Raw genomic sequence first — 21,175 nt, 5'->3', positions numbered from 1 at the left:
AACACTCACAAATCAAATACAACCATCGGAGAGCTTGTAAGCCGAATGCACAATCAATGGCACCGCATTGACATCAACGCTCCAGCAGGCTCAACCGACTAACTGACTGACACTGTGCGAACCCCTGACCACTGGCTGAAACTCGAACGTTCCGTGCGCTTTGGGGACACCGATGCTGCCGGTGTGATGCATTTCCACCAACTGTTGCGCTGGTGCCATGAGGCCTGGGAAGAAAGCCTGGAACGCTATGGAGTCGCCGCGGCCGTTGTGTTTCCTGGCTGCCGCGATCAGAAGCACTGTCCTCCAATCGCCCTACCAGTCATTCACTGCGAAGCCGACTTTTTGCGACCCGTGCATGGAGGAGATCAGCTTTGCCTCACACTGCAACCAGAACGAATCAACCCCGGCTGCTTTGAGGTCAAGACAGCATTCACTCTCCTTGGTGAAAAGGTAGGCAATGGACTCATCCGCCATCTTGCAATCGACACAAGCTCTAGGCAGAGGTGCCATCTGCCGGAGCCCATCGATCGCTGGCTGGAAGCCTCCAGCATGGGACAGATCAGCAGTGTCTAATCCCAGCCTGCATTGGATGATTGCTGTGAGCGGTGCCAAGCCCAGAACAGAGCAGCGCACTGCAAAGGAAGCATGCAGCCCATCACCACAAGCAGGTGAAAGCCGTCATGCGTGTGTTCTGACAATGCTGAGGTACTCAACAAAGCCGCCAACAGCAACACAGTGGTGGGCGCAAAACGCCTGACAAGATGGAGCACGATCAGAACCAGGGCTTCTGCTGATCGATATAAGCCTCACGGAACTCATCGGAAGTTTTTGTGAGGTAAATAATGCCCTCAACCATGCCAATAATTGACATCACACCAGTTGCAGCACCGCAAGTGATGACGCCACCAGCAATACTCACCACCAACATGATGATGCCTGCATTGTTGTAACCAAGAACGAACTTGTGAACGCCGAAGGCACCGAGAAAGATCCCCAACAGACCAGCTGAAAGCTTCTTGTTGTTGACATCAGACTCAGACAACGTGCTCATTTTTGAACGTTCAATTGGGCACATTCTTGCAAACGCAGCCAAGCCTGCCAACGGCTTTGTTGCCATTTGCCTGCCGCAGTGGGCTCAAGTTCCTGACACTGATGCCAGGCAATCGGCCGTTCCGCCGGTCGCCAGTGACGGCTGAGCTGCTGCAGTTCTAACTGAAGCGATGGCCAGTCTGGTTCAGTCGCCACTCCCTCATGGCAACGCACCAAAGCCACCAGCCTCTGCCCCCACTCCACTTGCTCCACAGGCAGGAACAGCACCGCTTCCAAGGGCAACTGCCGCTTGTGGGCATCGATCAGCAGTCGTTGCGCCAATTGCTCTGGGAAGACGGTCTCGCCGCCTGAGTGAATCGCCCCATCCAGGCGACCCTGAATCCTGAGTTGCCTGAATCCATCAGCATTGCAGCGCAGGATCGCAGCATCCCCCGAGCACCACCAACCGTCGGCGTCCGTCAATGGCTGAAGCCCACCCTCGCACCAACGACCGATCGCAAGCCGAGCGGTGCGCACCATCAGTGCACCCGTCGCATCCAGGCACAACTCCACATCATCGAGAGGAGCACCACAACCGGACTCGCCTGCCAGAAACTGCTCGGGGGATAGGGCTGCCACCATCGCCGCCGTTTCCGTTGCCCCATAGCAGGGAGACAGCCTCACCCCCAAACGTCGGCAGTGATCAGCCAGATCCTTCGGCAGCGCTGCTCCACCAACCCAGACCACAGCAAACCGTTGCAACCAGCACACCCCTTGGTCATGGGCAAGCAGACGACGCAGCTGGGTGGGGACGAGCGACACCACCATCGGCCTGCAATCCCAATCTCTGATCAACCTGCAGTGCGCCAGAAGCCTCTGCGGATCACGCATCAGCGGCAGCGGCAACAAGACATGCTCAGCCCCCCAGAGATGGCTGCGCCACCAGGGCATCAGGCCACTCATGTGATGCAACGGCAGCGGGTTCAGCACCAAGGCCTGGCTGGGATCGATGTCACACGCCTCCAACCAGCGACCGGTGGCTGCTGCCGAATGGTCCAAATGCGCCAAGGGATGCAGACAGAGGCTGCGCCCCCCCTGGGATCCGCCACCAGCCAGGATGATTCCTGGGCCATCAGGAAGCTTGGAGGCAGCCACTGCAGGCTCGCCATCCCCATCAGCTGGTTGAAGCCAGATCCAACCATTGCCAGCGCTGGCTAGCGCCAACTCCTTCAACACTCCGGCAGACCGGGTCGGCTCCACTCGCACCACCCTGAGACCACTCATGCCATCCCCTCTGAAGCAGCCCAGACCTGTTCCGGATCAGAGCTGAACAAGGGTCCCTGCGGGGACCAACCTGGCGCCAGCCCGGGAGCTGTCGGTGTCGGGCCCTGGACTTGCAAAGCGGCGAGATGGGCAAGCCAGCGCGCACCGATGCCTGTTTCAAACGCCGTGCTCAGCATCAACCGCGGCACTCCCTGCTGCAACTGGCGCAGCAATGGCCTGGGATCTCCCTCAAGAATCGGCCGCCGCACCTGCCAACCGGGCCAGTGCTCTCTCCAGGCTGGGTGCTTGCTCAGACCTTCATCCAGGGCCACAGGCACCCGAGCCAACAAGCTGCGATGCCCTTCCAGATCGTCGACCATCAGGGGCTGCTCCAACCACTCCAAGCGAGGGTCACCCTGAAGACACTCGACCCAGCGCTGAGCTGTCTGGCGACACCAGCCGCCATTGGCATCCAATCGCAACCTGGACTGGCGGGGCAAGGCATCACGCAACCAGTCCAGCAGGCGCCATTCCTCGGCATCCGCAGTCGCAGCCACTTTCCATTTCACAGTCAAGGGATGATCCGGCGCCGGACTCTCCGCCAGGAGCCCCTCCAACGCCGCTGGCATCCCACCGCCCGCCGGCAGCAACTGAGCCGAAGACGGGGCGGGCAACCAGCTCTCTCCAGCCGCTCCACCCACGAGTTCCTGCACTTCCGCCAGAGCAGCACCAAGACCGAAGGCCACTGCACCAGGGCTGACCATCAGATGCTGCTCCAACTCAGCCTCCGTCAGGCTCGGGCTGAACCTGCCAGCGAGCTCAGTCATCGCGCGAGCACAACGCCGTTGTTCGACGGACTCGAGCGGCGACACTTCACCCCAACCGCAGCGACCTGAGGGAGATTCCAAGCGCAGCAACCAACCTCGGCGCTGTTGCCACTCACCGGCTGCGGTACGAAGGGAACGGGTAAGCGCAAAGGAGTAGGGCCTGATCTGCAGCCTCAGCCCCATCGTCATCACCCTGCTGCCTGCTGGCCCCATCCCAGCAGAGGACTGATCGCAAGACCAGCACTGAAACCCAACCCATTCAGGGCCTGAAAGCGCAACGCCAGAAACTTGCTGTGCTGAATGCGCTCGGGCTCATGGTGATGCTGACGCAGTAAGCGGATCAAAGCCGCTCCGGCGGGCAGGCCCAGCGCTCCAAGCAGAGCCGTCAACGGCCATTGCCCCTGCACCACAGGGATCCATTCCAGGGCCAGGGTGCCGGCCACGAAACAAGGGATCAGCGCGGCAGCCCTGGCCGTGCCAAGACGCACCACAGGAGAGCGCTTGCCATGAGCTGCATCTTCCTCCACCTGATGAAAGTGGGAACAAAACAGAACCAGAGAGGTGGCAAGGGCTGGACCAGAGCCCAGCATCAAGGCCGTGCCCCAGGGAATGGGGAGCTGCTCCACACCATTGGCCGCTGGGGCGAGCACCAACAGAGCTGCAGCCGTTGCAAAGGGACCGAAAGCGAGCCAGCAAAGCGGTTCCCCTAAACCCAGATAACCCAGGCGGAATGGAGGACCTTGGTACACATATCCGATCGCGCAGCTGATCGCCACCAAACCAAGCACCGCAACGCTGCTACGCAAGGCCAGAAGCAGCATCAAAAACAGGCCCAGCAGCAATGCCAGCCAAGCCAGAGACCGAACGGGCGGCTTACGTCCAAGCAGAGCCACTACCGAGTGGGGCTTCCCCCTCTCATCCACCCCGGTCTCCGCATCAAAGAGATCGTTGCTGAGGTTTTCCCAGAGCAGCAGCAGCACCGCAGCCACAAGAAAACCGACCGCCTGGCTCCAGCGCACCGAATGGCCTTCCGCCAGTCGCCAGCCGGCGGCCAAAAGCACCGGCATGACAGCCACGGAATACATCGGCCACTTGATCGCGGCCTTCCAGAGGTGCCGCCGATCCGGGTGCGGGGCGTAACGGGATGCAACAGCCTGCGGGTCTGGCATGGACTCAAGCCCTACGGCCCATACGAAGGCCCATACATTTGAGCAGCACGGTGTCTCTCCACGTCGGATGCAGGCCGCTTCCGCCTCCAGCCTGGATGCAGCACGGTTCCCTGACGTGCTGGCCGCTGCATTGCGAATCTGGGAACAGCAGCGCGTCGACGACGGGGTCTTCAGCATGGCCCTTCCCCTGCAGGGAGTGGACCCCTTAGAGCAACTGCCGCTGCTGGAAGCAACCCATCCGTTCCGCTTTCTTTGGGATGGCGCACCTGGCCTCTGCCTGGCCGCCAGCGGACGCTGTCATCACCTCGACCTCGCTGGCCCCAAACGATTTGAGCTGGCGCAACGCTTCAGCGATGCCACCCTGGCCCGCCTCATCGACGCCAGCCCTCACGCACCGGCCCAAGCCCGCAGCCGGGTGCTGTTGGCCTTTTCTTTTTTCTCCCATCCGAACGAACAGCAACGACAAGCCCAGCTGCCAGCCGAAACCACCCCAGCCGTCCAAGCGGTCCTGCCCCGATGGCAACTGAGCCGTCATGGCCGCCAGGGCTGGCTACGGATCCATGGCTTGGCTCACCAAAGCGGCGATGTGCGCGATTTAGTGGAAACACTTTGGGCGATGCATCAACGCCTGCAGGCCCCGACTGCCAGTGCCAACCCTCAGCACTGGCAAGGACCGATTGGTGCCGTGACCACCAACGTGCCCTGGCAGCAGTGCTATGCCCCGGCCCTTGAGCAGGGGATCGAACTGGTCAATCGCGGTGATCTGCACAAACTTGTGCTGGCGGTGCGCCAGAGCATCGCCCTGCGCGACACACTCAATCCCCTTCCGCTGCTGTCCAGGCTGCGCCATGAGCAGGCTGGGAGCTGCCGCTTCCTATGGCAACGGTCCGCTGCTGACGCTTTCTTCGGGGCCTCCCCAGAGCGCCTGCTAAGCCTGCGCGGCGGCCAGCTGCGCAGCGATGCCCTGGCTGGAACCGCAGGACAGGGGGACAGCGGCGAAGCTCTGCTGCAATCCGATAAGGACCGGCGCGAGCATGAGCTCGTGGTGCAAGCGATCACTGAGCACCTGCAGCAACAGGGCCTCAGCCCACGGCGGCCACGGCGCCCTCAGCTGGCACGACACGGACATCTGGTGCATCTCCACACCCCGATCACCGCGGCAGCCAGCGGCCATCAACCCCTCACCCTCGCCGGTGCACTCCACCCCACTCCTGCCGTGGCTGGTTTGCCCCGGCGAGAGGCGATGACGTGGCTGCGCAGTCTGGAGCCGTTTGAACGCGGCGGCTATGCCGCACCAGTGGGCTGGATCGACAGCGCTGGCGATGCGGAACTACGGGTGGCGATCCGCTGCGGCCATGCCCGCGGCCATCGCCTCGACCTGACCGCAGGGGCCGGCCTCGTGCGTGGATCACTGGCTGAGAAAGAACTTCAGGAGGTAGCTCTGAAGCTGGCCGTCCTAGCCGACCAGCTCGACCTGCGCTCAGGGGGTCGGCAACGAACGCAGACGCCAGTCCATTGAGGACTGGTTGAGAACCTCCCCAAAGGGTTCTGCCCTGCCACCAATGTGTTGCTGCAGGAATGCTTCGACAAGAGCCGTCATCGCGAGCGCATTGCGGGGATTGGCAAGCCCATGGCCTTCATCGGGGAACACCACAAAATCAATGGGCAGCCCCCGTTCCGCCATGGCAGCTGCAATCACTTCGCTTTCCTGAAGCTTCACGCGCGGATCGTTGGCACCATGCCCCAGCAACAAGGGGCGCTTGATCTGATCCACATGCTGAATCGGCGAGATCGCATCAAGGTCGACGCTGCCCACTCCAATCATCCGTTCGAAAATGACCCGGCCTGATTCCCAGTAGGGAGGAATCGAAGCAAGCAACGTGCGCAGATTGGAGGGGCCCACTTCGGCCACGGCAGCAGCGAACAGCTCAGGGTCGCGAGTCAGACCAGCCAGGGCTGCATAGCCCCCATAGGAGGCGCCCATGATCACGAGCCGATCAGGATCAGCAAAGCCCTCGGCAACGGCCCAGTTCACGGCATCCACCAAGTCGTCCTGCATCCGGCCGTACCACTCCCCTTCTCCAGCCAGGAGGTGCGCCTTGCCAAAGCCAGTGGATCCCCTGTAATTCACGCTCAACACGTGGTAACCACGATTGGCCAGTAACTGATGGGTGGAATTCAGCCCCCAGTAATCCCTTGCCTGAGGTCCGCCATGGACAAGAAGCACCAAGGGCTGTGGGACAGAGGCGGCCAGAGGGGTGCGGGTGAGATAAGCGGGCAGACGTCTTCCATCCCGGGCTCTCAGATCAAGGCTCTCCATCGGCGCCAGGGTGTAAGCCTCCAGCTGGGGCCTCACGGTGAACAACTTGCGTTGCTGGCGACGGCTCCGATCCCACAACCAGTACTCCTCACCTTTCTGATCCGAACCGATCACCACCAGCCAAAGCCGATCGCGCAGATCTCGACCGACGATGCCGAAGTCATTGCCGGCAGCCAAAGTCTTGAGTGCAGCGAGATCGGCCTTCAGCGAGGCGTCGAGAACAACACGGCGGCTGCGCAAATCCACCTCCTGCAACAGGGTTGGCTCACCCGTGTCGATATCGGTGAGAGACACCCCTAAAGCACCACTGCTGGAACGATGCACCACGTCTGGCTGGCAAACGGTGCCACAGCTACTGAGCTCCTCCCGACTCCAGCGCACCAACCGAGGTAGATCTTCGCCGGTGCTGAGAGTGCCGTAGAGCCAGCGACCATCACGCGTAAATCCGCCCGGAGAGGAACCACTAATCGTGTCCTCGAAGCCGAAGCGCAAAAACGGCCGCCAATCAGCGTCACCAGGAAGTTTCAACTCGTAGGCGCTGCCACCATCTGCGAGCACCTCAGAGCGGAGCACTGGATGCCACGCACCATCCAGCCATTCCACCGAGACTTGCCTGCCGTCATCGGTGGAGCGATAGAGCAGACGACGCTCCCCGCTATCCACCTGAATCACATAGAGATCGTGATAACGAGGGTCGCGATCGTTGAGGCCCACCACCAATTCGTTGGGAGCCTCGCGATCACTGGCCACCACCTGGGCCTGCACCCCGGACGCAGGGGTGAGATCACGCATGTCGCCTGTGTCTGGATCGATGCGAACCAGCACGGTATTTTCGTCGCCTTCGCTATCCCGCGTGGAAATCAAATAGCGACCATCAGCCGTCCAGGCAGCACCACGCTGGGGACGATCCCGCTGACGAGTCAGGAGCCGCGGAACGCTGTCGTCACTCAGATCCCGCACCCAGAGATTGAGCACCCCCTGATCCGGAGCCAAATAGGCCAGGCGCTCACCCTTGGGGCTGAGGCTGACGCTGGAGATCTCCGGGTTGCCGAACAGCACCTCGCGAGGAATCAGAGCAGGGGGTTCAGCCGCCCGTACTGGATACCCCATGCAGAGCTCGCTCAAACACAGACCCGTCAGCAGAAGTCCCCCCAGCAGCAGAATGCGGCGACGCATCGCAGTTGTCTCAGATCACCACTTGATTGTGGCGAGGCGTGTCAGCGCGAAGCCTTCAGGCGAGAAATCACTTGATCAGCCAGGGGAACCTGCATCAGGCGTTCCACCTCGCGGATCCCTGTGGGGCTGGTGACATTGATCTCGCTAAGCATGCCGCCGATCACATCGATGCCAACGAAGAAAAGGCCCTCGGCACGCAGCGCTGGTGCCAAGGCTGCGCAGATCTGACGCTCACGGTCACTGAGCTCGGTGGCCTCCGGATGCCCGCCCACTGCCAGGTTGCTGCGGAACTCACCCTCCTTCGGTTTGCGATTCACAGCTCCGAGAGGTTCCCCATCCACCAGCAGGATGCGCTTGTCGCCATCGGTTACAGAGGGCAGAAAGCGTTGGGCCATCACTGGCAACCGCCCTTGCTCCGTCACCAGCTCCAGCAAGGCGCCCAAGCCTGGAGCCTGAGCTGACACCCGCACCACACCAAGACCGGCACGGCCTCCGAGAGGTTTGAGCACGACCTCGCCCTGTGCATGGGCAAAGGCCTCCAACTCGGAGATCCGACCGGCCACAAGCGTCGGGGCCATCCAACGGCTGAAACGCAGCGCTCCGAGCTTTTCGTTCCAGCTGCGCAACGAGGAAGGACGGTTGAGGACCAGTGCCCCAGCCCGCTCGGCCACCTCCAACAAATGGGTTGCATAGAGATAGGCCTCATCAACAGGCGGGTCCTTGCGCATCCAAATCGCATCAAAGATCTGGAGCTGCTGTCGCTGCGGCTCGCCAATCGTGAGCCAGGGCTCAGCCTGAACAGGCACCGCAACGACAAGCGGTTCATCACCCAAGGCGATGAGATCAGCAGGGGTCGACGCCCACACTTCATGACCGGCCCTCTGGGCAGCCTGCATCAGGGCAGCCGTGGAGTCTTTGACCGGATTAATCCGCTCCAGCGGATCCATCACAAACAACTGGCGCATCGGAATCTCCGATCAGACCTGCGCCAGAAGCGCATCAAGGTCACCGGCACGCTCCAGCGCATGCAGCTCATCACAGCCACCAATGTGACGGTCGTTGATGAAGATCTGGGGAACACTGCGCCGGCCATTGCCCCTATCAGCCATGGCATCACGGGCAGGCTCGTCACCATCCACGGAAATCTCGTTAAAGCTCACTCCCTTGCGATCCAGCAATGCCTTTGCGCGCACGCAAAAAGGGCAGGTGCGCCAGGTGTAGATCTCAACCTTGGCCATGGTGTGCGGAACGGGTGAGGTGGAATCTTATGCAGGCCAACCACGCTGATAGCGTCAGATCAATGGAAACGCCCTCAACGTTGCTCGACCTCACTGACTTCAAGCGCGACCTCTCCGAGCTCACTGACCGCCTGGGCCATGCCCAGGACTGTCTTTGACGTTCCTGCACTGAAGGCCAGGCAGCAGGACCTCGAACAACTCGCAGCCCAACCGGGTTTCTGGGACGACCAACAAAACGCCCAGAAGCAAATGCGTCGCCTCGATGAGGTGAAAGCTCAACTGGAAAAGCTCGTGCAGTGGCGGCGTGCTGTGGACGATGCGGACGCAACCCTTGAGCTCTACGAGTTGGAGCCAGACGACGACATGCTCGCTGAGGCCCAGTCCGGTCTGACCAAGCTGCGTAGCGAACTGGATCGCTGGGAGCTGGAGAGGCTACTGAGTGGGGAATACGACAAGGAAGGAGCCGTTCTCTCGATCAATGCCGGTGCCGGCGGCACCGATGCCCAGGACTGGGCTCAGATGCTTCTGCGCATGTATACACGCTGGGCAGAAGACCATGGGATGAAGGTGAGCGTGGACGAACTCTCCGAAGGCGAAGAAGCAGGTATCAAGAGCGCCACAATCGAAATCGAGGGCCGTTATGCCTATGGCTATCTGCATAACGAAAAAGGCACCCACCGGCTGGTGCGGATCTCACCGTTTAACGCCAACGACAAGCGTCAAACCAGCTTCGCTGGCGTGGAGGTCATGCCCATGCTGGACGAGGACGTCGACATCGATATCCCAGAGAAGGATCTGGAAGTCACCACCAGCCGATCCGGTGGCGCTGGTGGCCAGAACGTCAACAAGGTGGAAACCGCCGTTCGCATCCTGCATATCCCCACGGGCTTGGCCGTGCGCTGCACGCAAGAGCGCTCCCAGCTTCAAAACAAGGAAAAGGCGATGGCTCTGCTCAAGGCCAAGCTGCTGGTCATCGCCCAGGAACAGCGGGCTGCAGAAATCGCCGACATCCGCGGCGACATTGTTGAAGCAGCCTGGGGAAACCAGATTCGCAATTATGTGTTCCACCCCTATCAGATGGTCAAGGATCTAAGAACCCAGGAGGAGACCACTGACGTGCAAGGGGTGATGGACGGTGATCTCGACCCCTTCATCCAGGCTCTGTTGCGCCAAGGTGTTGACAGCCCTGGCCGTGAGGACGAGAGCTGACGCATGAATGAAACGGAGAACGACAACGCCCCCAGCTTCGTCAAGCAGGCCATGCGCAACATGGTGCGCAAGGGCAGCAAAAGCCTGCTGCACTTTGGCCTCACCGGCGTCGGTTTCCTCGCCTTCATTGTTCTAGTGGCCTGGCTCGGCCGTCCAAACCTGCCTCAATGACCAGGTCTGCATTCGAGCTGGATCTCGCCTTTGATCCAGCACCGACAATCCTCCACGCTGACGCGGATTCCAGCGCAGAACACAATCGCCTAACCGCTGCAGAGGACTGGTTCAAGGAGCTCACTGCTTGGCTGCAGACGATGAGAACCTTGGAGCCGCCGTCCTGTCCTGCATCGGTACGACGGGCAAGGGGATTCAGCCTGGGCCTTCAACTCACCGATGATGCGACCATCGCCGACCTCAACGGCCGCTGGCGCAACAAACCGGACTCCACTGATGTGCTCTCGTTTGCCGCCCTTGACGACGCACCACCGCTGATCAACGCACCATGTCTGGAGCTGGGGGACATCATTGTGTCCGTGCCGACAGCCCGCAAACAGGCCAGCGACCACGGCCATGATCTGCTTTGGGAATTGCGCTGGCTGGTCAGCCACGGTTTTCTCCACCTGCTCGGCTGGGATCACCCCAACGAGGCACTGCTATCAGCGATGCTCCACTGCCAGGAGCAACTTCTTGGCAACAGCGGTAAGGTTCAGGGCCAAAGGGAGGGTGGTTGTGACGCGACTTCAGAACTCACTACTGCACCCTGAGAGCGCATCCACCGTGCCTGAGGATCTGAGCCAAACCAGTCCAACCCAGGCCCGGCGCACAGCACGTCATGCAGCCCACAGAGGGGCCTGGACGATCGCGGGCGATCTGCCTTCCAGCTTCCGTTATGCCGCTCAGGGACTGGGTTACAGCTTCATCAGCCAACGCAACTTTCGCATCCACGTTGTGATTGGGGCCGTGGTGTTCAGCCTTGGGATCGGGCTGCAACTCCCTGCCCTGCAGATGGCTGTTCTGGTGCTCACCATTGCAGCGGTGCTGGTGTTGGAACTGCTCAATACCGCGATGGAAGCGGTTGTTGATCTGGCGATCGGACGGCGCTTCCACCCCCTCGCTCGTATCGCCAAGGATTGTGCCGCCGCTGCCGTACTCGTGGCCGCAATCAGCTCAATGCTGATCGCCATGCTCCTGCTGCTGCCGCCACTGGTGGAGCGCCTTCAGGGATAATCAGAGCCATGCTTCTGGTGATCGACAACTACGACAGCTTCACCTTCAATCTGGTGCAGTATCTCGGTGAGCTGGCGTGCGATCACCCGGTCGCTGCCGATCTGCGGGTCGAGCGGAATGACGCCCTCAGCATTGACGAGATCCGCAGCCTCAATCCAGAGGCAATCCTCCTGTCACCAGGCCCGGGTGACCCGGACCAATCGGGCGTGTGCCTCGACGTGCTTCGCGAACTGTCCCCAACGATTCCCACCCTGGGGGTCTGCCTCGGCCATCAGGCCCTGGCCCAGGTCTATGGCGGTCGTGTGGTGCGTGCCCCTGAACTGATGCATGGCAAGACCTCACCCGTGCTCCACAAGGGGGACGGTGTGTTTGCCGGGCTACCCCAACCCATCACGGCCACCAGATATCACAGCCTTGTGGCAGACCGCGACAGTCTCCCCTCCTGCCTAGAGGTGACCGCCTGGCTGGAGGACGGCATGGTGATGGGTTTGCAACACCGTGACTATCCCCACCTGCAGGGCGTGCAATTTCACCCTGAAAGTGTGCTCACCGAAGCCGGTCACCAGCTGCTGGCCAACTTCCTTCGTCAGGCGGAGTCAGGAGCGCACCACTGCTAGTTTCCAAGCCCAGTCGGATCCACTCCATGCCCGCTCGCAAGCAGACCACGGCAGTCCGATCCGCAGCCCTGTTGCTCGGTGCATCCATCACGCTGGGAGGCAGCCTGAGCGCCCAGGCCGGTGGCGTCACCATCACCAACTATGGCCACAGCGCCCTACTGATCAATGGTGGTGGCCAGTCGGTGCTGATCAACCCGTTCCAAGCCGTGGGCTGCGCTAAGGGTCTGGCGGAACCACGGGTGACGGCCAATGTGATCCTGGCCAGTTCCGAACTTCCCGATGAAGGGGCCCGCATCGCCAATGGCACCTTTCTTTCCCAACCTGGTTCCTTCCGGGTAGGCGGCCTGAAGCTGGAGGGTTTCTCCGCCCCTCATGACCGCATCGGTGGTCGCCGTTACGGCCAATCCACCCTGTGGCGTTGGCAGCAGGGTGGACTGAGCTTTGCCCACCTTGGCGGCACCGCCGCCAAGCTCAGCGGCGAAGACAAGGTGCTGCTGGGACGCCCTGATGTGCTGATCATCGGCGTGGGCGGCGGCGGCAAGGTATACAACGGCAAGGAAGCTGCGGAGGTCGTGAAGGCTCTCAACCCCCGCCGTGTAATTCCAGTGCAATACGTGAGCGGCGAAGCACCCGTCGGTTGCGATCAGACTGGCGTTCAGCCCTTTCTGGATTCCTTAGGCGGCACCAAAGTGCAGCGCGTGGGCACCACGCTCACGCTTCCGAGTCGCCTGGGCGACAGCACGGTGATCGACGTGATGCGCTGATCGGCTCAAACCGCAGCCATGTCAGGCCACAGTCATGCTCTGCAGCGCAAGCAAACGCTGCAATGCAAAGCGATCAAGACCTGCGATCAAAGCAAGCAAGAGCAACACCCTCGCCTTCTGAGGATTGAGGTTGCCGGCTGGCAACAGCCCCAGTTGCGGGTCATCAGCATGACCATGCACCGGCCCTGCACCACAGCGGTTCGAGCGCAGTATCAAGGGCAGGGAACCGCTCCAGCCTTCCAAGGCCCTGCGCTCTAACGCGGACAGCTGACCTGCACCGGTCCCGGTGAATACCAGCCCCTCGACCCCTGCAATCAGAAGGGCTTCGATCAAGGCCGTAGATGGATTCACGCAACCATGGAGGATCGCCACCTCCGGCCACAGTTCCGGCAGCTGCAGAGCCGCAAAAGGGACCTCTCGCTGGGTTCTCGCCGCAGGCAGATGCACGCCAGCATCATCCAGCCAACCCAGGGGGCCAGCACCAGGGCTTGCAAAAGCACCCACCCCCTGCGTCGCTACCTTGCTGACAGAGCGGGCACTGTGGATCTCACCATCCATCACCACCAGCACCCCTAGCCCCCTGGCCTTCAGGCTGACCGCCACCTGCACAGCCTGAAACAGATTAAGTGGGCCGTCAGCGCTCAAAGCCGTTGCTGGACGCATCGCTCCCACCAACACCACCGGGCGCGGATCGTCGATCAACAGCTCCAGCAACCAGGCGGTTTCCTCCAAGGTATTGGTGCCATGGGTGATCACGACTCCAACAAGATTCGGATCAGCCGCCAAGGCCGCACGAATGCGCAACACCAAATGATTCCAGTGGGCAAACTGCAAATCCGCACTGTCAATGTTGGCAATGGCCTCAACTTGAAAGGTGGCCAATTGATGCAGCTCAGGCACTGCCGCCAGCAGCTCCTCAGCGCTGAGAGCACCAGCGGCATAGCTGTTCAAGCGGGTGCTGGCATCACCGCGTCCAGCGATCGTGCCCCCAGTACTCAGCAACAACACAGAGGGGAGCATCTTCGGCGACAGCGTCATCAGGTGCAGCCAAAGCGGAGTGCCAGTTCGTCCAATAAAGCCTCATCAACGCCATAACGACGCAGGGCCGCCAACACGGCCCGAGGCTGATCCGTTTTGGAGAGGTCTCGCACCTGCTCGAACACCGTCAGGCCGATCGGACCGATCAGTTCGGTGAGATGGGCACGCAGCTGGTCATCCTCAATCACAGCAGGAGCTGCAGATTCCTCTTCAGCCCTTAAGACAACCGCGGGGGGTGCATTCGCAGCAGGAGCCGATGACGCTTCACGATCAGAGGCTGACAAGTGGGTGGCAACGGTTGCCGCCTGCTCCAGCAGTTCGTCGATCACTGCAACCGGAACGGAAGTGTTCTGCAATTGGCTGCGGAGAAAGGCTGGATCATGCTGCGCCGCTTCGCAAAGCTCGGCGGTCCAGATGAAATCCGCAATCGGCCCCACACGATCGCGAAGCAGGGCAAGCAAGGCAGCGTGAAGACCTGGGTCAGCTGGAGCAGCTTGCGGCTGTGGCACAACCGCTGGCGGCTCAGGAGGAGCCATGGTTTCGATGTCTCCGCCAACAGGCGCATCAGGCGCTTTCAACTGGGCTTTTCGCATCGCCTCCTCCACATCAGCGAGGGCGAGTCCTGCACCCACCAATCGCTCCTGAAGTAAGGGCAGCTGATGGGGTTCCACCGTGGAGGGCGTCGACTCCAACAGCAACGCAACCATCGGGCCATAAATCACCACCAGATGGTCATGCAAAGCGACTTTGCTGACCGGTTGCCGAGGCCCATCCACCGCTGAGCGGGTCGGAAGCGGCGACTGCGGAGCGGCATGGCTCACCACCACCGACGATGGCTGATCCAGTAACTGAAGGGCATCAGCCGCATGCTTTAACCGTCTGGCAGGCTGATCCTCAAGCAGGGGAGCAAGCCAGCGCTGTACCTCCAGATCGAGCCCTTCAAGCTTCCAACAAGCCAGCGTCTCGTCGTAAAGAGTCGACGGCTCTCCACCGCAATAGAGCAGCAGAGCCGACACCCCGAGGGCATAGAGATCAGCAGCCGGCGTAATCCGACCAAAACGTGCTCGTTCAGGTGCGGTGAAATAAGGCCGACCCAACTCCGACAAGCTTGGCTCGCCCCCATCCGGCTGCTGACGCTTGGCTTCCGTGCGCGCCCGCAAGAGTGAGAAGTCCACCAGAAAAGGTGCGCTGTCACTGTCCGGGAGGATGAGGTTGGCGGGATGAATGTCGCCATGCACAAGACCTGCGGCATGCACCACCTCAAGCACCTGCAGCACCTGACGCAACAACTCTGCAAGCCGCTGCTTGCGCCGCAACAGGTCGAGGGACCCGTGCAGGGATGGTCCAGCGATGTGCTCCTGGATGAAACAGAAGATTCCCCCCTGGGCATAGACATCCAGCACCCTGGGGATTCGAGGATGGCGCAGGCGGTCGAGGCAGGCCGACTCCACACGCAACGCCTCTTCCAAGGCCGCATCGGCGGGAATCAACTTGAGCACCGCCTGACGATCACGCTGACGTTCCTGGAGCAGCAGGGTGTTGCGTTCCTTGGAGCGACTTAGGGGGCGTACGACCGAATAAGGGGTGTCTTGCAGCAGCGCATCCACGTTCAGCCCCGTATCGAACGGAGCGCGACCGAAGCGCAGCAGCTCCTCGGGACCAAGACAGTAAAGATCCATCCGCTCTGGCAGCCCCTTCAACTCCACATCAGCCATCCCCCAGGCCAGCTGACGGAAACGGGGATCGATCAGCTCATAGGTGGAACGGGTGAAAGCCACGCCGTTAGCGGGGCTGACGGTCTGCAGCCGAGAGGCGAGATGGACTCCCTGGCCAAGGATGTCATCGCCATCGGCATAAATTTCACCGGTGTGCAGCCCGAAGCGATGGGCGAGCGACTGACGTCCGCGCGCACGGAGAGCCTGCACGGCCGACTGAATGAACTGGAGCGCCTGGGTTGGTCCATCGAAGGTCACCAACAGGCCATCCCCGAGGGATTTGACCAGCAGTCCGCCATGACTCTGTACCGCGTCGCGAATTAATGCAAGGTCTTCCTTAATGCGCTGAATCGCGATCAATTCATCGGCAAAGATCTTCACCGAGGAATCGACAACATCACTGAAGACGATGGCGCGGAGATGACGAGCTTGTTCCGGCATCAGCGCTTGCCTCCCTGGCCAGCGATGGTTGCCGACTTCGCTCCATAAACGGTGTAGGCCTGACCACCCTGCGGCAGAGACCAACCCTCAACAGCGGCCACAATCGCCCTGAGTTCCTGCAGTGCATAAGGCTCAGGGAGGACTCCGCTGGCGTAGCCCAGCGATCTCGGCAGCTGCGTGACGTTCTCGTCGAGTTGATGCAGAAACGGTTGGTGATCCGCCTGCAACAGGGGCTGACTAAGCGCTAGGGCCCCAAGGGGAATCAGATGGGAGTCCTCATGCAGCACCTCAAAGCCCTCCATGCCGTGGGGGATCGCCCCATCCCAGGCGATCACATCAACCTTGTCGTCGTTAAGCATCTCGCGCAGGCGGGCAAAGCTCAGGGCGTACTGCACTTCCGAAAAGCGCAAGCCGTGGAGGTTGAACAGGGGCAAGTAAAACCCACTCAACGAGCCTCGCGGCAGCAAGCCGAGACGCTGACCGCGCAGATCAGCCCTACTCGTCAAACCACGGCTGGCTTTCACCAGCAGCTGTGACTTGGAATTGCCCCGCCGCCCCAGCTGACGCACAAGCCCGTAACCTCCGTTCTGCTCGAGCGCAAAAGCCGTGAGCCCCGGAGGCAGAAAAGCCAAATCCCAACCTCCGCTCTTCAAGCGCAGCCTGGCCTGCTCCGGACTCACCACGGGCTCTAACTGCACTTCACACCGGCTGGCCACCGTGAGCAGCTCGCGCAAGCGGAACTGTTCACGATCAGCGAGAACACCCGCAGCTGACTCGAGCTGTCCCTCCTGGGCACCGACCAGACCAACCCTCAGCCGACCACCAGGGCCACATAAGGACACATCAGAACGGGGCGCCCCCCCACAGGCGGAGGTGAGCAACAGGGCCAATAACGAGAGCCAGCGATTCATCCCCCCTGACCCTTCCGATCCTTGAGCATCTGCATCGAGATCGCCAGGCTCTGCTTCATGCGCTCAAAGCTGCGAGCAAGCAGACCAATCTCGTCACGACGCTCCCTCTCCTCAAAATTCACGGTGGCAGGAATCACACTCGCTTCCTCCGCCTTGCGACTGATCTCACGCATCGGCCTGAGGATCAACTGATTGAGAACCAGATTGGTGATGACTCCCACTCCCGCAAAAGCCAGCGTCATTAGCACTGCGGTGGCGATCAGGGAGCGATCCTTCGCCGCAAATACTGCTTTCTGGGGCACGGTGACGATCTGGGTGCCAACAATTTCATTCAACTTCCAGCCAAAGCCACTGCTGTCTCCATAAGCCAAGAGCTGACTGGTAGGCGCTCTCTGAGGCGTGGAATGGCAAACCAAGCAGCTTTCTTTGGAGACCTTGATCGGCTGAGCAACGAAATGGACCACCCCTAACGGCGTTGCCTTACTGCCGGACTGGCGCTTGAGGGAAGGATCGCGCCGAAACTTCTCGATGATTCCGGTTTCAAACGAATCGGCCTTATCGCGCAGATTGGTGGGATTAAGAGCCGCTTCTCGATAGGAATATTCGCGGTAGTCGGGATTGTCCTTGAGCAAGCCCGCCACCGTTTGAGCGGAAAAACTGGGCACTGCCTCAGGCCGGAACAATCCGGCACCTTGATTGAGGGGCGCCACAATTGGGTTCACTTTTTTGCTGGTGTAGGCACGCACCGACAACATTGCGTCCATAAAAAACGCAGCCCGCTGATCAATCAGCTCCCGTGCCTGCCAGCCGAATAGCAAATTAAGTAAAAGTACGGCTACGAGAATCGACAGCGTCAGGATGGCGGTGAGCGTGATCGCAAGCTGCTGACGCAACGGACGCCGCCCTGGCTCTGGGAACAACCGCTTGATCGGTGACATCAACCCAAACGACAGCTCTTTTGTTCACAAACTAGTAGGCAAACCAGGTTTTCACAGGTCATTCCTGCAGACCGTCAATCAGCCGATACGTCTCCCAGAATCGCTGCATCTGCTCAGTGCTGCCAAGACTCACTCGGAGTGATCCATCGATCTGGGGCTTACCAGCCATCGAGCGCACCAGGATGCCGGCAGCGCGTAGTTCGGTCTCCACAGCAGAGGCATGACGGCAGGGCCAAAGCAGTAGATAGTTGCCTCCATCCACATGGAAACGCACCCGAGCTTGCTCCAGTGCAGACACGACAAACTCACGGGCTCGTAACACTTCTGCGACGTAGGAATCGACATAATCTTGATCCGCCAGCGCAGCAAAGGCGGCCGTCACCGCCAAGCTATTGACGTCGTAAGGACCGGTCACCCGCGAAACACGATCCACCACCTCGGCATGGCCGATGGCGAAACCGATGCGGAGACCCGCGAGACCAGCAGTTTTCGCCAGAGAACGCAACACCAGCAGATTCGGCGTTGCGTTGAAATCGATGATGGGCAGCACACTGTCACCGGTGAATGCCTCATACAGCTCGTCCACAACCACGAGGGTGTTAGGTGCCGCCGCAGCAAGAGCCAGCACCCGATGGGCGTCCAGGCGCGTGCCTGTGGGATTGTTTGGATTGCAAAGCATCAACACCCGAGGGGAGCGCGTCAGAGCAGCCATCACCGCTTCGAACGGGAAGCCATATCCAGGCATCTGATGCGGCACAGCCTCGATCGCCATCCCCTGCATGCCGGCGCATGGGGCGTAGTAACCGAACGTGGGGCTGGTTGTGAGCAGAGTGTCACCTGCCCCCCCATAGGCCTGCAAAACAGCATGAATGGCCGCATCCACACCGTTGAACACCCCGACGCAAGCGGGGGCAAGATCATGCGCTAGACCCGCTGGCATCGCAGCCAGATTGGCCACGACCGCCTCCCTGAGGCCGTCGTACTCGGGATAGATCGCCAACTGCTCGGCTGGGATCGAACGCAGTGCCTCCACCACCTTGGGACTGGGTCCCAAGGTGTTTTCATTGAAATCGAGACGCAACATCCCCCGCCTTCCCTCCAGGGGAGCGCTGTAAGCCTTGAGACGCTCCACATCACTGCGGGCACGGATCACGCCATCCGCTGAGCGTGGCTGCGTCATCACATCTCCAGAAAGCGAGGATCACTGCCATTGTCGGTGGCGATCCACCATTCATCACATCCGGGATGGCGACGGCTGCAACACAGTGATCGCCAGACCCGCCACGATCATGTAGTGAACGGCAGCCATGACCCACACCTCCTCCAAGAAGGCGGCAGCTCTGATCGCCAGCGTTGAAGATCTAGCGCAACACGCTGATTACTCGCTGATCCATGCCCTGACGCCCGACCCAGACAGCAGGGAAGACGGCAACGACCACCTAGCCCGTGAGGTGCGCTCAGGCCATTACGTGCCCGTGACTCCCACCCCACTTCCCGATCCGCAGTACGTCAGCCACAGCGTCCCCTTCTTTCGAGAGCTCGGGCTCCAGGACGATTTGGCACACGATCACGACTTTCGCCGCCTCTTCTCTGGCGACCTCTCAGTCGCCCAGCAACCGATGCGCAAGGTTGGATGGGCCACCGGTTACGCCCTCTCGATCTATGGCACGGAATACGTGCAGCAGTGCCCGTTCGGCAATGGCAACGGCTACGGCGATGGACGGGCCATCTCCGTGTTCGAAGGCCTGTTCAAGGGTCAACGCTGGGAAATGCAGCTGAAGGGAGGCGGTCCCACGCCGTATTGCCGAGGCGCCGATGGCCGAGCCGTGTTGCGTTCCAGCGTGCGCGAGTTCCTGGCCCAGGAGTTCATGCATGCCCTTGGGATTCCCACGTCCCGCTCGCTGACGCTTTATGTCTCCCACGACGAGAACGTGCGTCGCCCCTGGTATTCGGGCACATCGCCATCGATGGACCCCGACATCCTGGTCGACAATGCGGCCGCGATCACCACGCGCGTGGCGCCATCCTTTCTGCGGGTGGGCCAGCTGGAGCTATTCGCACGGCGCGCCCGTAGCGAAGCTCATCCCGAGGTCCACCAGGAACTGCAGATGATCGTGCAGCATCTGATCGAGCGGAACTATCGCGAGGAGATTGACGACTCCCTGCCGTTCCCGGCGCAGGTGGTGCAGCTGGCGCGATTGTTCCGGAAACGCTTAATCAACCTGGTTTGCCACTGGATGCGCGTGGGCTACTGCCAGGGCAACTTCAACAGCGACAATTGCGCCGCCGGCGGCTTCACCCTCGACTACGGACCATTCGGCTTCTGCGAACTGTTCGACCCCCGCTTTCAACCCTGGACCGGCGGCGGGATTCATTTCTCCTTTTTGAATCAACCCAAAGCGGCGGAAACCAACTACCGGATGTTCTGGTCAGCGCTCAAAACGCTGCTGAAAGATCACCCAGCCGAAACGGCCGAACTCGACACGCTGCATGAGTCGTTCAGCGATGCCATGAAAGCCGAACTAGAGGCCATGTGGGCACGCAAGCTCGGACTGACCAGCGTTGCTCCGGAGCTGATCGGCGATCTGCTGCAGCTGATGGTGGCGTCGAAGGCGGATTACACGATTGTTTTCCGCGAATTGGCATCACTGCCGAGGGAGGTCACGCCTCTGAAGCGGGGCTTCTACGTGCCTAGCGATGCACAGCTCGACGCACAATGGAACACCTGGCTAACGCGTTGGCACCAGCAGCTCTGCGGCAGTGGAGAGTCCGAAAAGATCACCGCATCAATGCAGCGCACCAATCCCGCTATCACCTGGCGCGAATGGCTAATTGCACCGGCCTATGAGCAGGCGGCTCGAGGTGAGTACAGCCTGGTGCACGAACTTCAGACCGTGTTCCGCAACCCCTACGAACCGCTCTCGCCTGAACTCGCAGCTCGCTACGACCAGCTGAGACCACGGGAGTTCTTCGGCGCCGGAGGCATCTCCCACTACAGCTGCTCGTCTTAAGCCAGGCCCATGGAGATGGTCATCAGAAGCTGAATAACGGCAAAACTGAAACTGCCTACTTCAACTTTCATCAACAGCCAAAGCGGTGCAATGTGCTGAGCGATCGTCTGTTGAGTCCAATGCAGCGTTCCGTACGCCTGTCGCTATCGCTAAGCGGCATCGCTGCACTGGCACTCTCTAACGCGGCCCTGCTGCCCGCTGCTGCTCAAGAGGCAGGCAGCGCAGATGATCTCGGGGTGATGGAGATCAACCTCAAGGATGCCATCAAGTTCAACTGGGGGTTTC

At 60.8% G+C, this 21,175-nt stretch carries 21 protein-coding genes and 1 pseudogene; 10 read left to right on the top strand and 12 right to left on the bottom strand.

Translation table 11 applies throughout. The features are described from left to right. The first annotated feature begins 114 nt into the window (after nucleotides 1–114). Nucleotides 115–573, top strand: a complete 459-nt coding sequence (locus DXY10_RS03325) for a thioesterase family protein (protein ID WP_115016186.1) — start codon at nucleotides 115–117, stop codon at nucleotides 571–573. A gap of 199 nt (nucleotides 574–772) precedes the next feature. Here the strand turns inward: DXY10_RS03325 and DXY10_RS03315 are convergent, their stop codons facing one another. Genes DXY10_RS03315 through menA form a run of 4 tightly spaced genes read right to left on the bottom strand, consistent with a single transcriptional unit; the run spans nucleotide 773 to nucleotide 4,288 of the window. Beyond that, a complete protein-coding gene (locus DXY10_RS03315; protein WP_115016182.1) occupies nucleotides 773–1,051 on the bottom strand; it encodes a TM2 domain-containing protein in 279 nt (92 codons plus the stop codon). Beyond that, the gene (locus tag DXY10_RS03310; protein ID WP_115016181.1) at nucleotides 1,048–2,313 is read right to left on the bottom strand and encodes an AMP-binding protein; all 1,266 of its coding nucleotides are present in this window, start codon (nucleotides 2,311–2,313) and stop codon (nucleotides 1,048–1,050) included. Before DXY10_RS03310 ends, DXY10_RS03315 begins: the two co-directional genes overlap by 4 nt. Further along, the gene (locus tag DXY10_RS03305; protein ID WP_115016331.1) at nucleotides 2,310–3,302 is read right to left on the bottom strand and encodes an o-succinylbenzoate synthase; all 993 of its coding nucleotides are present in this window, start codon (nucleotides 3,300–3,302) and stop codon (nucleotides 2,310–2,312) included. Before DXY10_RS03305 ends, DXY10_RS03310 begins: the two co-directional genes overlap by 4 nt. 5 nt (nucleotides 3,303–3,307) lie before the next feature. Continuing rightward, a complete protein-coding gene (menA, locus tag DXY10_RS03300) occupies nucleotides 3,308–4,288 on the bottom strand; it encodes a 2-carboxy-1,4-naphthoquinone phytyltransferase (protein WP_115016179.1) in 981 nt (326 codons plus the stop codon). Between the two features lie 67 nt (nucleotides 4,289–4,355). Between menA and DXY10_RS03295 the strand changes: the two genes are divergently transcribed. Next, nucleotides 4,356–5,807 carry an isochorismate synthase MenF gene (locus DXY10_RS03295; RefSeq protein ID WP_115016177.1) on the top strand — a complete coding sequence of 484 codons (1,452 nt, stop codon included), beginning with the start codon at nucleotides 4,356–4,358 and terminating at the stop codon, nucleotides 5,805–5,807. Here the strand turns inward: DXY10_RS03295 and DXY10_RS03290 are convergent. The 3 genes from DXY10_RS03290 to grxC are packed head-to-tail and all read right to left on the bottom strand — an operon-like array spanning nucleotide 5,769 to nucleotide 9,022. Then, entirely contained in the window at nucleotides 5,769–7,784 is a 2,016-nt protein-coding gene (locus DXY10_RS03290) for a S9 family peptidase (protein ID WP_115016176.1), read from the bottom strand. The two genes, DXY10_RS03295 and DXY10_RS03290, sit on opposite strands and share 39 nt — an antisense overlap. Before the next feature lie 41 nt (nucleotides 7,785–7,825). Continuing rightward, nucleotides 7,826–8,749 carry a glutathione synthase gene (gene gshB / locus DXY10_RS03285; RefSeq protein ID WP_115016174.1) on the bottom strand — a complete coding sequence of 308 codons (924 nt, stop codon included), beginning with the start codon at nucleotides 8,747–8,749 and terminating at the stop codon, nucleotides 7,826–7,828. Nucleotides 8,750–8,761: 12 nt separating this feature from the next. Continuing rightward, the gene (gene grxC, locus DXY10_RS03280) at nucleotides 8,762–9,022 is read right to left on the bottom strand and encodes a glutaredoxin 3 (RefSeq protein ID WP_115016173.1); all 261 of its coding nucleotides are present in this window, start codon (nucleotides 9,020–9,022) and stop codon (nucleotides 8,762–8,764) included. Nucleotides 9,023–9,102: 80 nt separating this feature from the next. Between grxC and prfB the strand changes: the two genes are divergently transcribed. The 6 genes from prfB (at nucleotide 9,103) to DXY10_RS03250 (ending at nucleotide 12,836) form a co-directional block, all read left to right on the top strand. Beyond that, nucleotides 9,103–10,231, top strand: a protein-coding gene (gene prfB, locus DXY10_RS03275) for a peptide chain release factor 2 (protein WP_115016329.1) whose coding sequence is annotated in 2 segments (ribosomal slippage) — nucleotides 9,103–9,177 and nucleotides 9,179–10,231 — 1,128 coding nt in all. Because the reading frame shifts where the segments join, the coding sequence is not laid out codon by codon here. A gap of 3 nt (nucleotides 10,232–10,234) precedes the next feature. Beyond that, complete coding sequence (locus DXY10_RS03270; protein WP_115016171.1) at nucleotides 10,235–10,402, top strand: DUF3285 domain-containing protein; 168 nt, start codon at nucleotides 10,235–10,237, stop codon at nucleotides 10,400–10,402. Continuing rightward, nucleotides 10,399–10,992, top strand: coding sequence for an rRNA maturation RNase YbeY (gene ybeY, locus DXY10_RS03265; RefSeq protein WP_115016169.1), 594 nt, complete (start codon nucleotides 10,399–10,401; stop codon nucleotides 10,990–10,992). The genes DXY10_RS03270 and ybeY overlap by 4 nt, the downstream gene beginning before the upstream one ends. Nucleotides 10,993–11,017: 25 nt before the next feature. Beyond that, nucleotides 11,018–11,455, top strand: coding sequence for a diacylglycerol kinase family protein (locus tag DXY10_RS03260; RefSeq protein WP_244281916.1), 438 nt, complete (start codon nucleotides 11,018–11,020; stop codon nucleotides 11,453–11,455). A gap of 8 nt (nucleotides 11,456–11,463) precedes the next feature. Continuing rightward, nucleotides 11,464–12,072, top strand: a complete 609-nt coding sequence (locus tag DXY10_RS03255) for an aminodeoxychorismate/anthranilate synthase component II (protein WP_115016166.1) — start codon at nucleotides 11,464–11,466, stop codon at nucleotides 12,070–12,072. 26 nt (nucleotides 12,073–12,098) lie between these two features. Beyond that, complete coding sequence (locus DXY10_RS03250) at nucleotides 12,099–12,836, top strand: MBL fold metallo-hydrolase (protein ID WP_115016164.1); 738 nt, start codon at nucleotides 12,099–12,101, stop codon at nucleotides 12,834–12,836. Between the two features lie 21 nt (nucleotides 12,837–12,857). On the opposite strand, the gene DXY10_RS03245 is transcribed toward DXY10_RS03250, so the two are convergent. The 5 genes from DXY10_RS03245 to DXY10_RS03225 are packed head-to-tail and all read right to left on the bottom strand — an operon-like array spanning nucleotide 12,858 to nucleotide 19,059. After that, nucleotides 12,858–13,874 carry an asparaginase gene (locus DXY10_RS03245; protein ID WP_244281910.1) on the bottom strand — a complete coding sequence of 339 codons (1,017 nt, stop codon included), beginning with the start codon at nucleotides 13,872–13,874 and terminating at the stop codon, nucleotides 12,858–12,860. Next, the gene (locus DXY10_RS03240) at nucleotides 13,874–16,030 is read right to left on the bottom strand and encodes a protein kinase (protein ID WP_115016161.1); all 2,157 of its coding nucleotides are present in this window, start codon (nucleotides 16,028–16,030) and stop codon (nucleotides 13,874–13,876) included. The genes DXY10_RS03245 and DXY10_RS03240 overlap by 1 nt, the downstream gene beginning before the upstream one ends. Then, entirely contained in the window at nucleotides 16,030–16,941 is a 912-nt protein-coding gene (locus DXY10_RS03235; protein ID WP_115016159.1) for a phosphate/phosphite/phosphonate ABC transporter substrate-binding protein, read from the bottom strand. The genes DXY10_RS03240 and DXY10_RS03235 overlap by 1 nt, the downstream gene beginning before the upstream one ends. Continuing rightward, nucleotides 16,938–17,879, bottom strand: coding sequence for a DUF3365 domain-containing protein (locus DXY10_RS03230; RefSeq protein ID WP_115016158.1), 942 nt, complete (start codon nucleotides 17,877–17,879; stop codon nucleotides 16,938–16,940). Before DXY10_RS03230 ends, DXY10_RS03235 begins: the two co-directional genes overlap by 4 nt. A gap of 58 nt (nucleotides 17,880–17,937) precedes the next feature. Further along, nucleotides 17,938–19,059 (bottom strand): histidinol-phosphate transaminase, encoded by a 1,122-nt coding sequence (locus DXY10_RS03225; RefSeq protein ID WP_115016156.1) that lies wholly within the window; start codon nucleotides 19,057–19,059, stop codon nucleotides 17,938–17,940. 127 nt (nucleotides 19,060–19,186) lie between these two features. Here DXY10_RS03225 and DXY10_RS03220 point away from each other — a divergent pair, with 127 nt between their 5' ends. Together DXY10_RS03220 and DXY10_RS14805 are read left to right on the top strand one after the other, a co-directional pair. Then, nucleotides 19,187–20,890, top strand: a complete 1,704-nt coding sequence (locus DXY10_RS03220) for a protein adenylyltransferase SelO family protein (RefSeq protein WP_115016154.1) — start codon at nucleotides 19,187–19,189, stop codon at nucleotides 20,888–20,890. Nucleotides 20,891–21,009: 119 nt separating this feature from the next. Next, nucleotides 21,010–21,175: pseudogene (locus tag DXY10_RS14805) on the top strand (carbamoyl-phosphate synthase); the annotation flags it as partial.

This window comes from Synechococcus sp. UW140, from assembly GCF_900474295.1.
GTDB lineage: Bacteria > Cyanobacteriota > Cyanobacteriia > PCC-6307 > Cyanobiaceae > Synechococcus_C.
This window is presented reverse-complemented; position numbering and strand designations above follow the sequence as displayed.

Excerpts from the sequence above, each read along its gene's own strand:
- DXY10_RS03220 (WP_115016154.1), top strand. The coding sequence starts at position 19,187 with ATGACCCACACCTCCTCCAAGAAGGCGGCAGCTCTGATCGCCAGCGTT.
- gshB (WP_115016174.1), bottom strand. The coding sequence starts at position 8,749 with ATGCGCCAGTTGTTTGTGATGGATCCGCTGGAGCGGATTAATCCGGTC.
- DXY10_RS03310 (WP_115016181.1), bottom strand. The coding sequence starts at position 2,313 with ATGAGTGGTCTCAGGGTGGTGCGAGTGGAGCCGACCCGGTCTGCCGGA.
- menA (WP_115016179.1), bottom strand. The coding sequence starts at position 4,288 with ATGCCAGACCCGCAGGCTGTTGCATCCCGTTACGCCCCGCACCCGGAT.
- DXY10_RS03270 (WP_115016171.1), top strand. The coding sequence starts at position 10,235 with ATGAATGAAACGGAGAACGACAACGCCCCCAGCTTCGTCAAGCAGGCC.
- DXY10_RS03290 (WP_115016176.1), bottom strand. The coding sequence starts at position 7,784 with ATGCGTCGCCGCATTCTGCTGCTGGGGGGACTTCTGCTGACGGGTCTG.
- DXY10_RS03250 (WP_115016164.1), top strand. The coding sequence starts at position 12,099 with ATGCCCGCTCGCAAGCAGACCACGGCAGTCCGATCCGCAGCCCTGTTG.
- DXY10_RS03255 (WP_115016166.1), top strand. The coding sequence starts at position 11,464 with ATGCTTCTGGTGATCGACAACTACGACAGCTTCACCTTCAATCTGGTG.
- ybeY (WP_115016169.1), top strand. The coding sequence starts at position 10,399 with ATGACCAGGTCTGCATTCGAGCTGGATCTCGCCTTTGATCCAGCACCG.
- DXY10_RS03230 (WP_115016158.1), bottom strand. The coding sequence starts at position 17,879 with ATGTCACCGATCAAGCGGTTGTTCCCAGAGCCAGGGCGGCGTCCGTTG.
- DXY10_RS03305 (WP_115016331.1), bottom strand. The coding sequence starts at position 3,302 with ATGGGGCTGAGGCTGCAGATCAGGCCCTACTCCTTTGCGCTTACCCGT.
- DXY10_RS03240 (WP_115016161.1), bottom strand. The coding sequence starts at position 16,030 with ATGCCGGAACAAGCTCGTCATCTCCGCGCCATCGTCTTCAGTGATGTT.
- DXY10_RS03315 (WP_115016182.1), bottom strand. The coding sequence starts at position 1,051 with ATGAGCACGTTGTCTGAGTCTGATGTCAACAACAAGAAGCTTTCAGCT.
- DXY10_RS03225 (WP_115016156.1), bottom strand. The coding sequence starts at position 19,059 with ATGACGCAGCCACGCTCAGCGGATGGCGTGATCCGTGCCCGCAGTGAT.
- DXY10_RS03235 (WP_115016159.1), bottom strand. The coding sequence starts at position 16,941 with ATGAATCGCTGGCTCTCGTTATTGGCCCTGTTGCTCACCTCCGCCTGT.
- DXY10_RS03245 (WP_244281910.1), bottom strand. The coding sequence starts at position 13,874 with ATGACGCTGTCGCCGAAGATGCTCCCCTCTGTGTTGTTGCTGAGTACT.
- DXY10_RS03295 (WP_115016177.1), top strand. The coding sequence starts at position 4,356 with ATGCAGGCCGCTTCCGCCTCCAGCCTGGATGCAGCACGGTTCCCTGAC.
- grxC (WP_115016173.1), bottom strand. The coding sequence starts at position 9,022 with ATGGCCAAGGTTGAGATCTACACCTGGCGCACCTGCCCTTTTTGCGTG.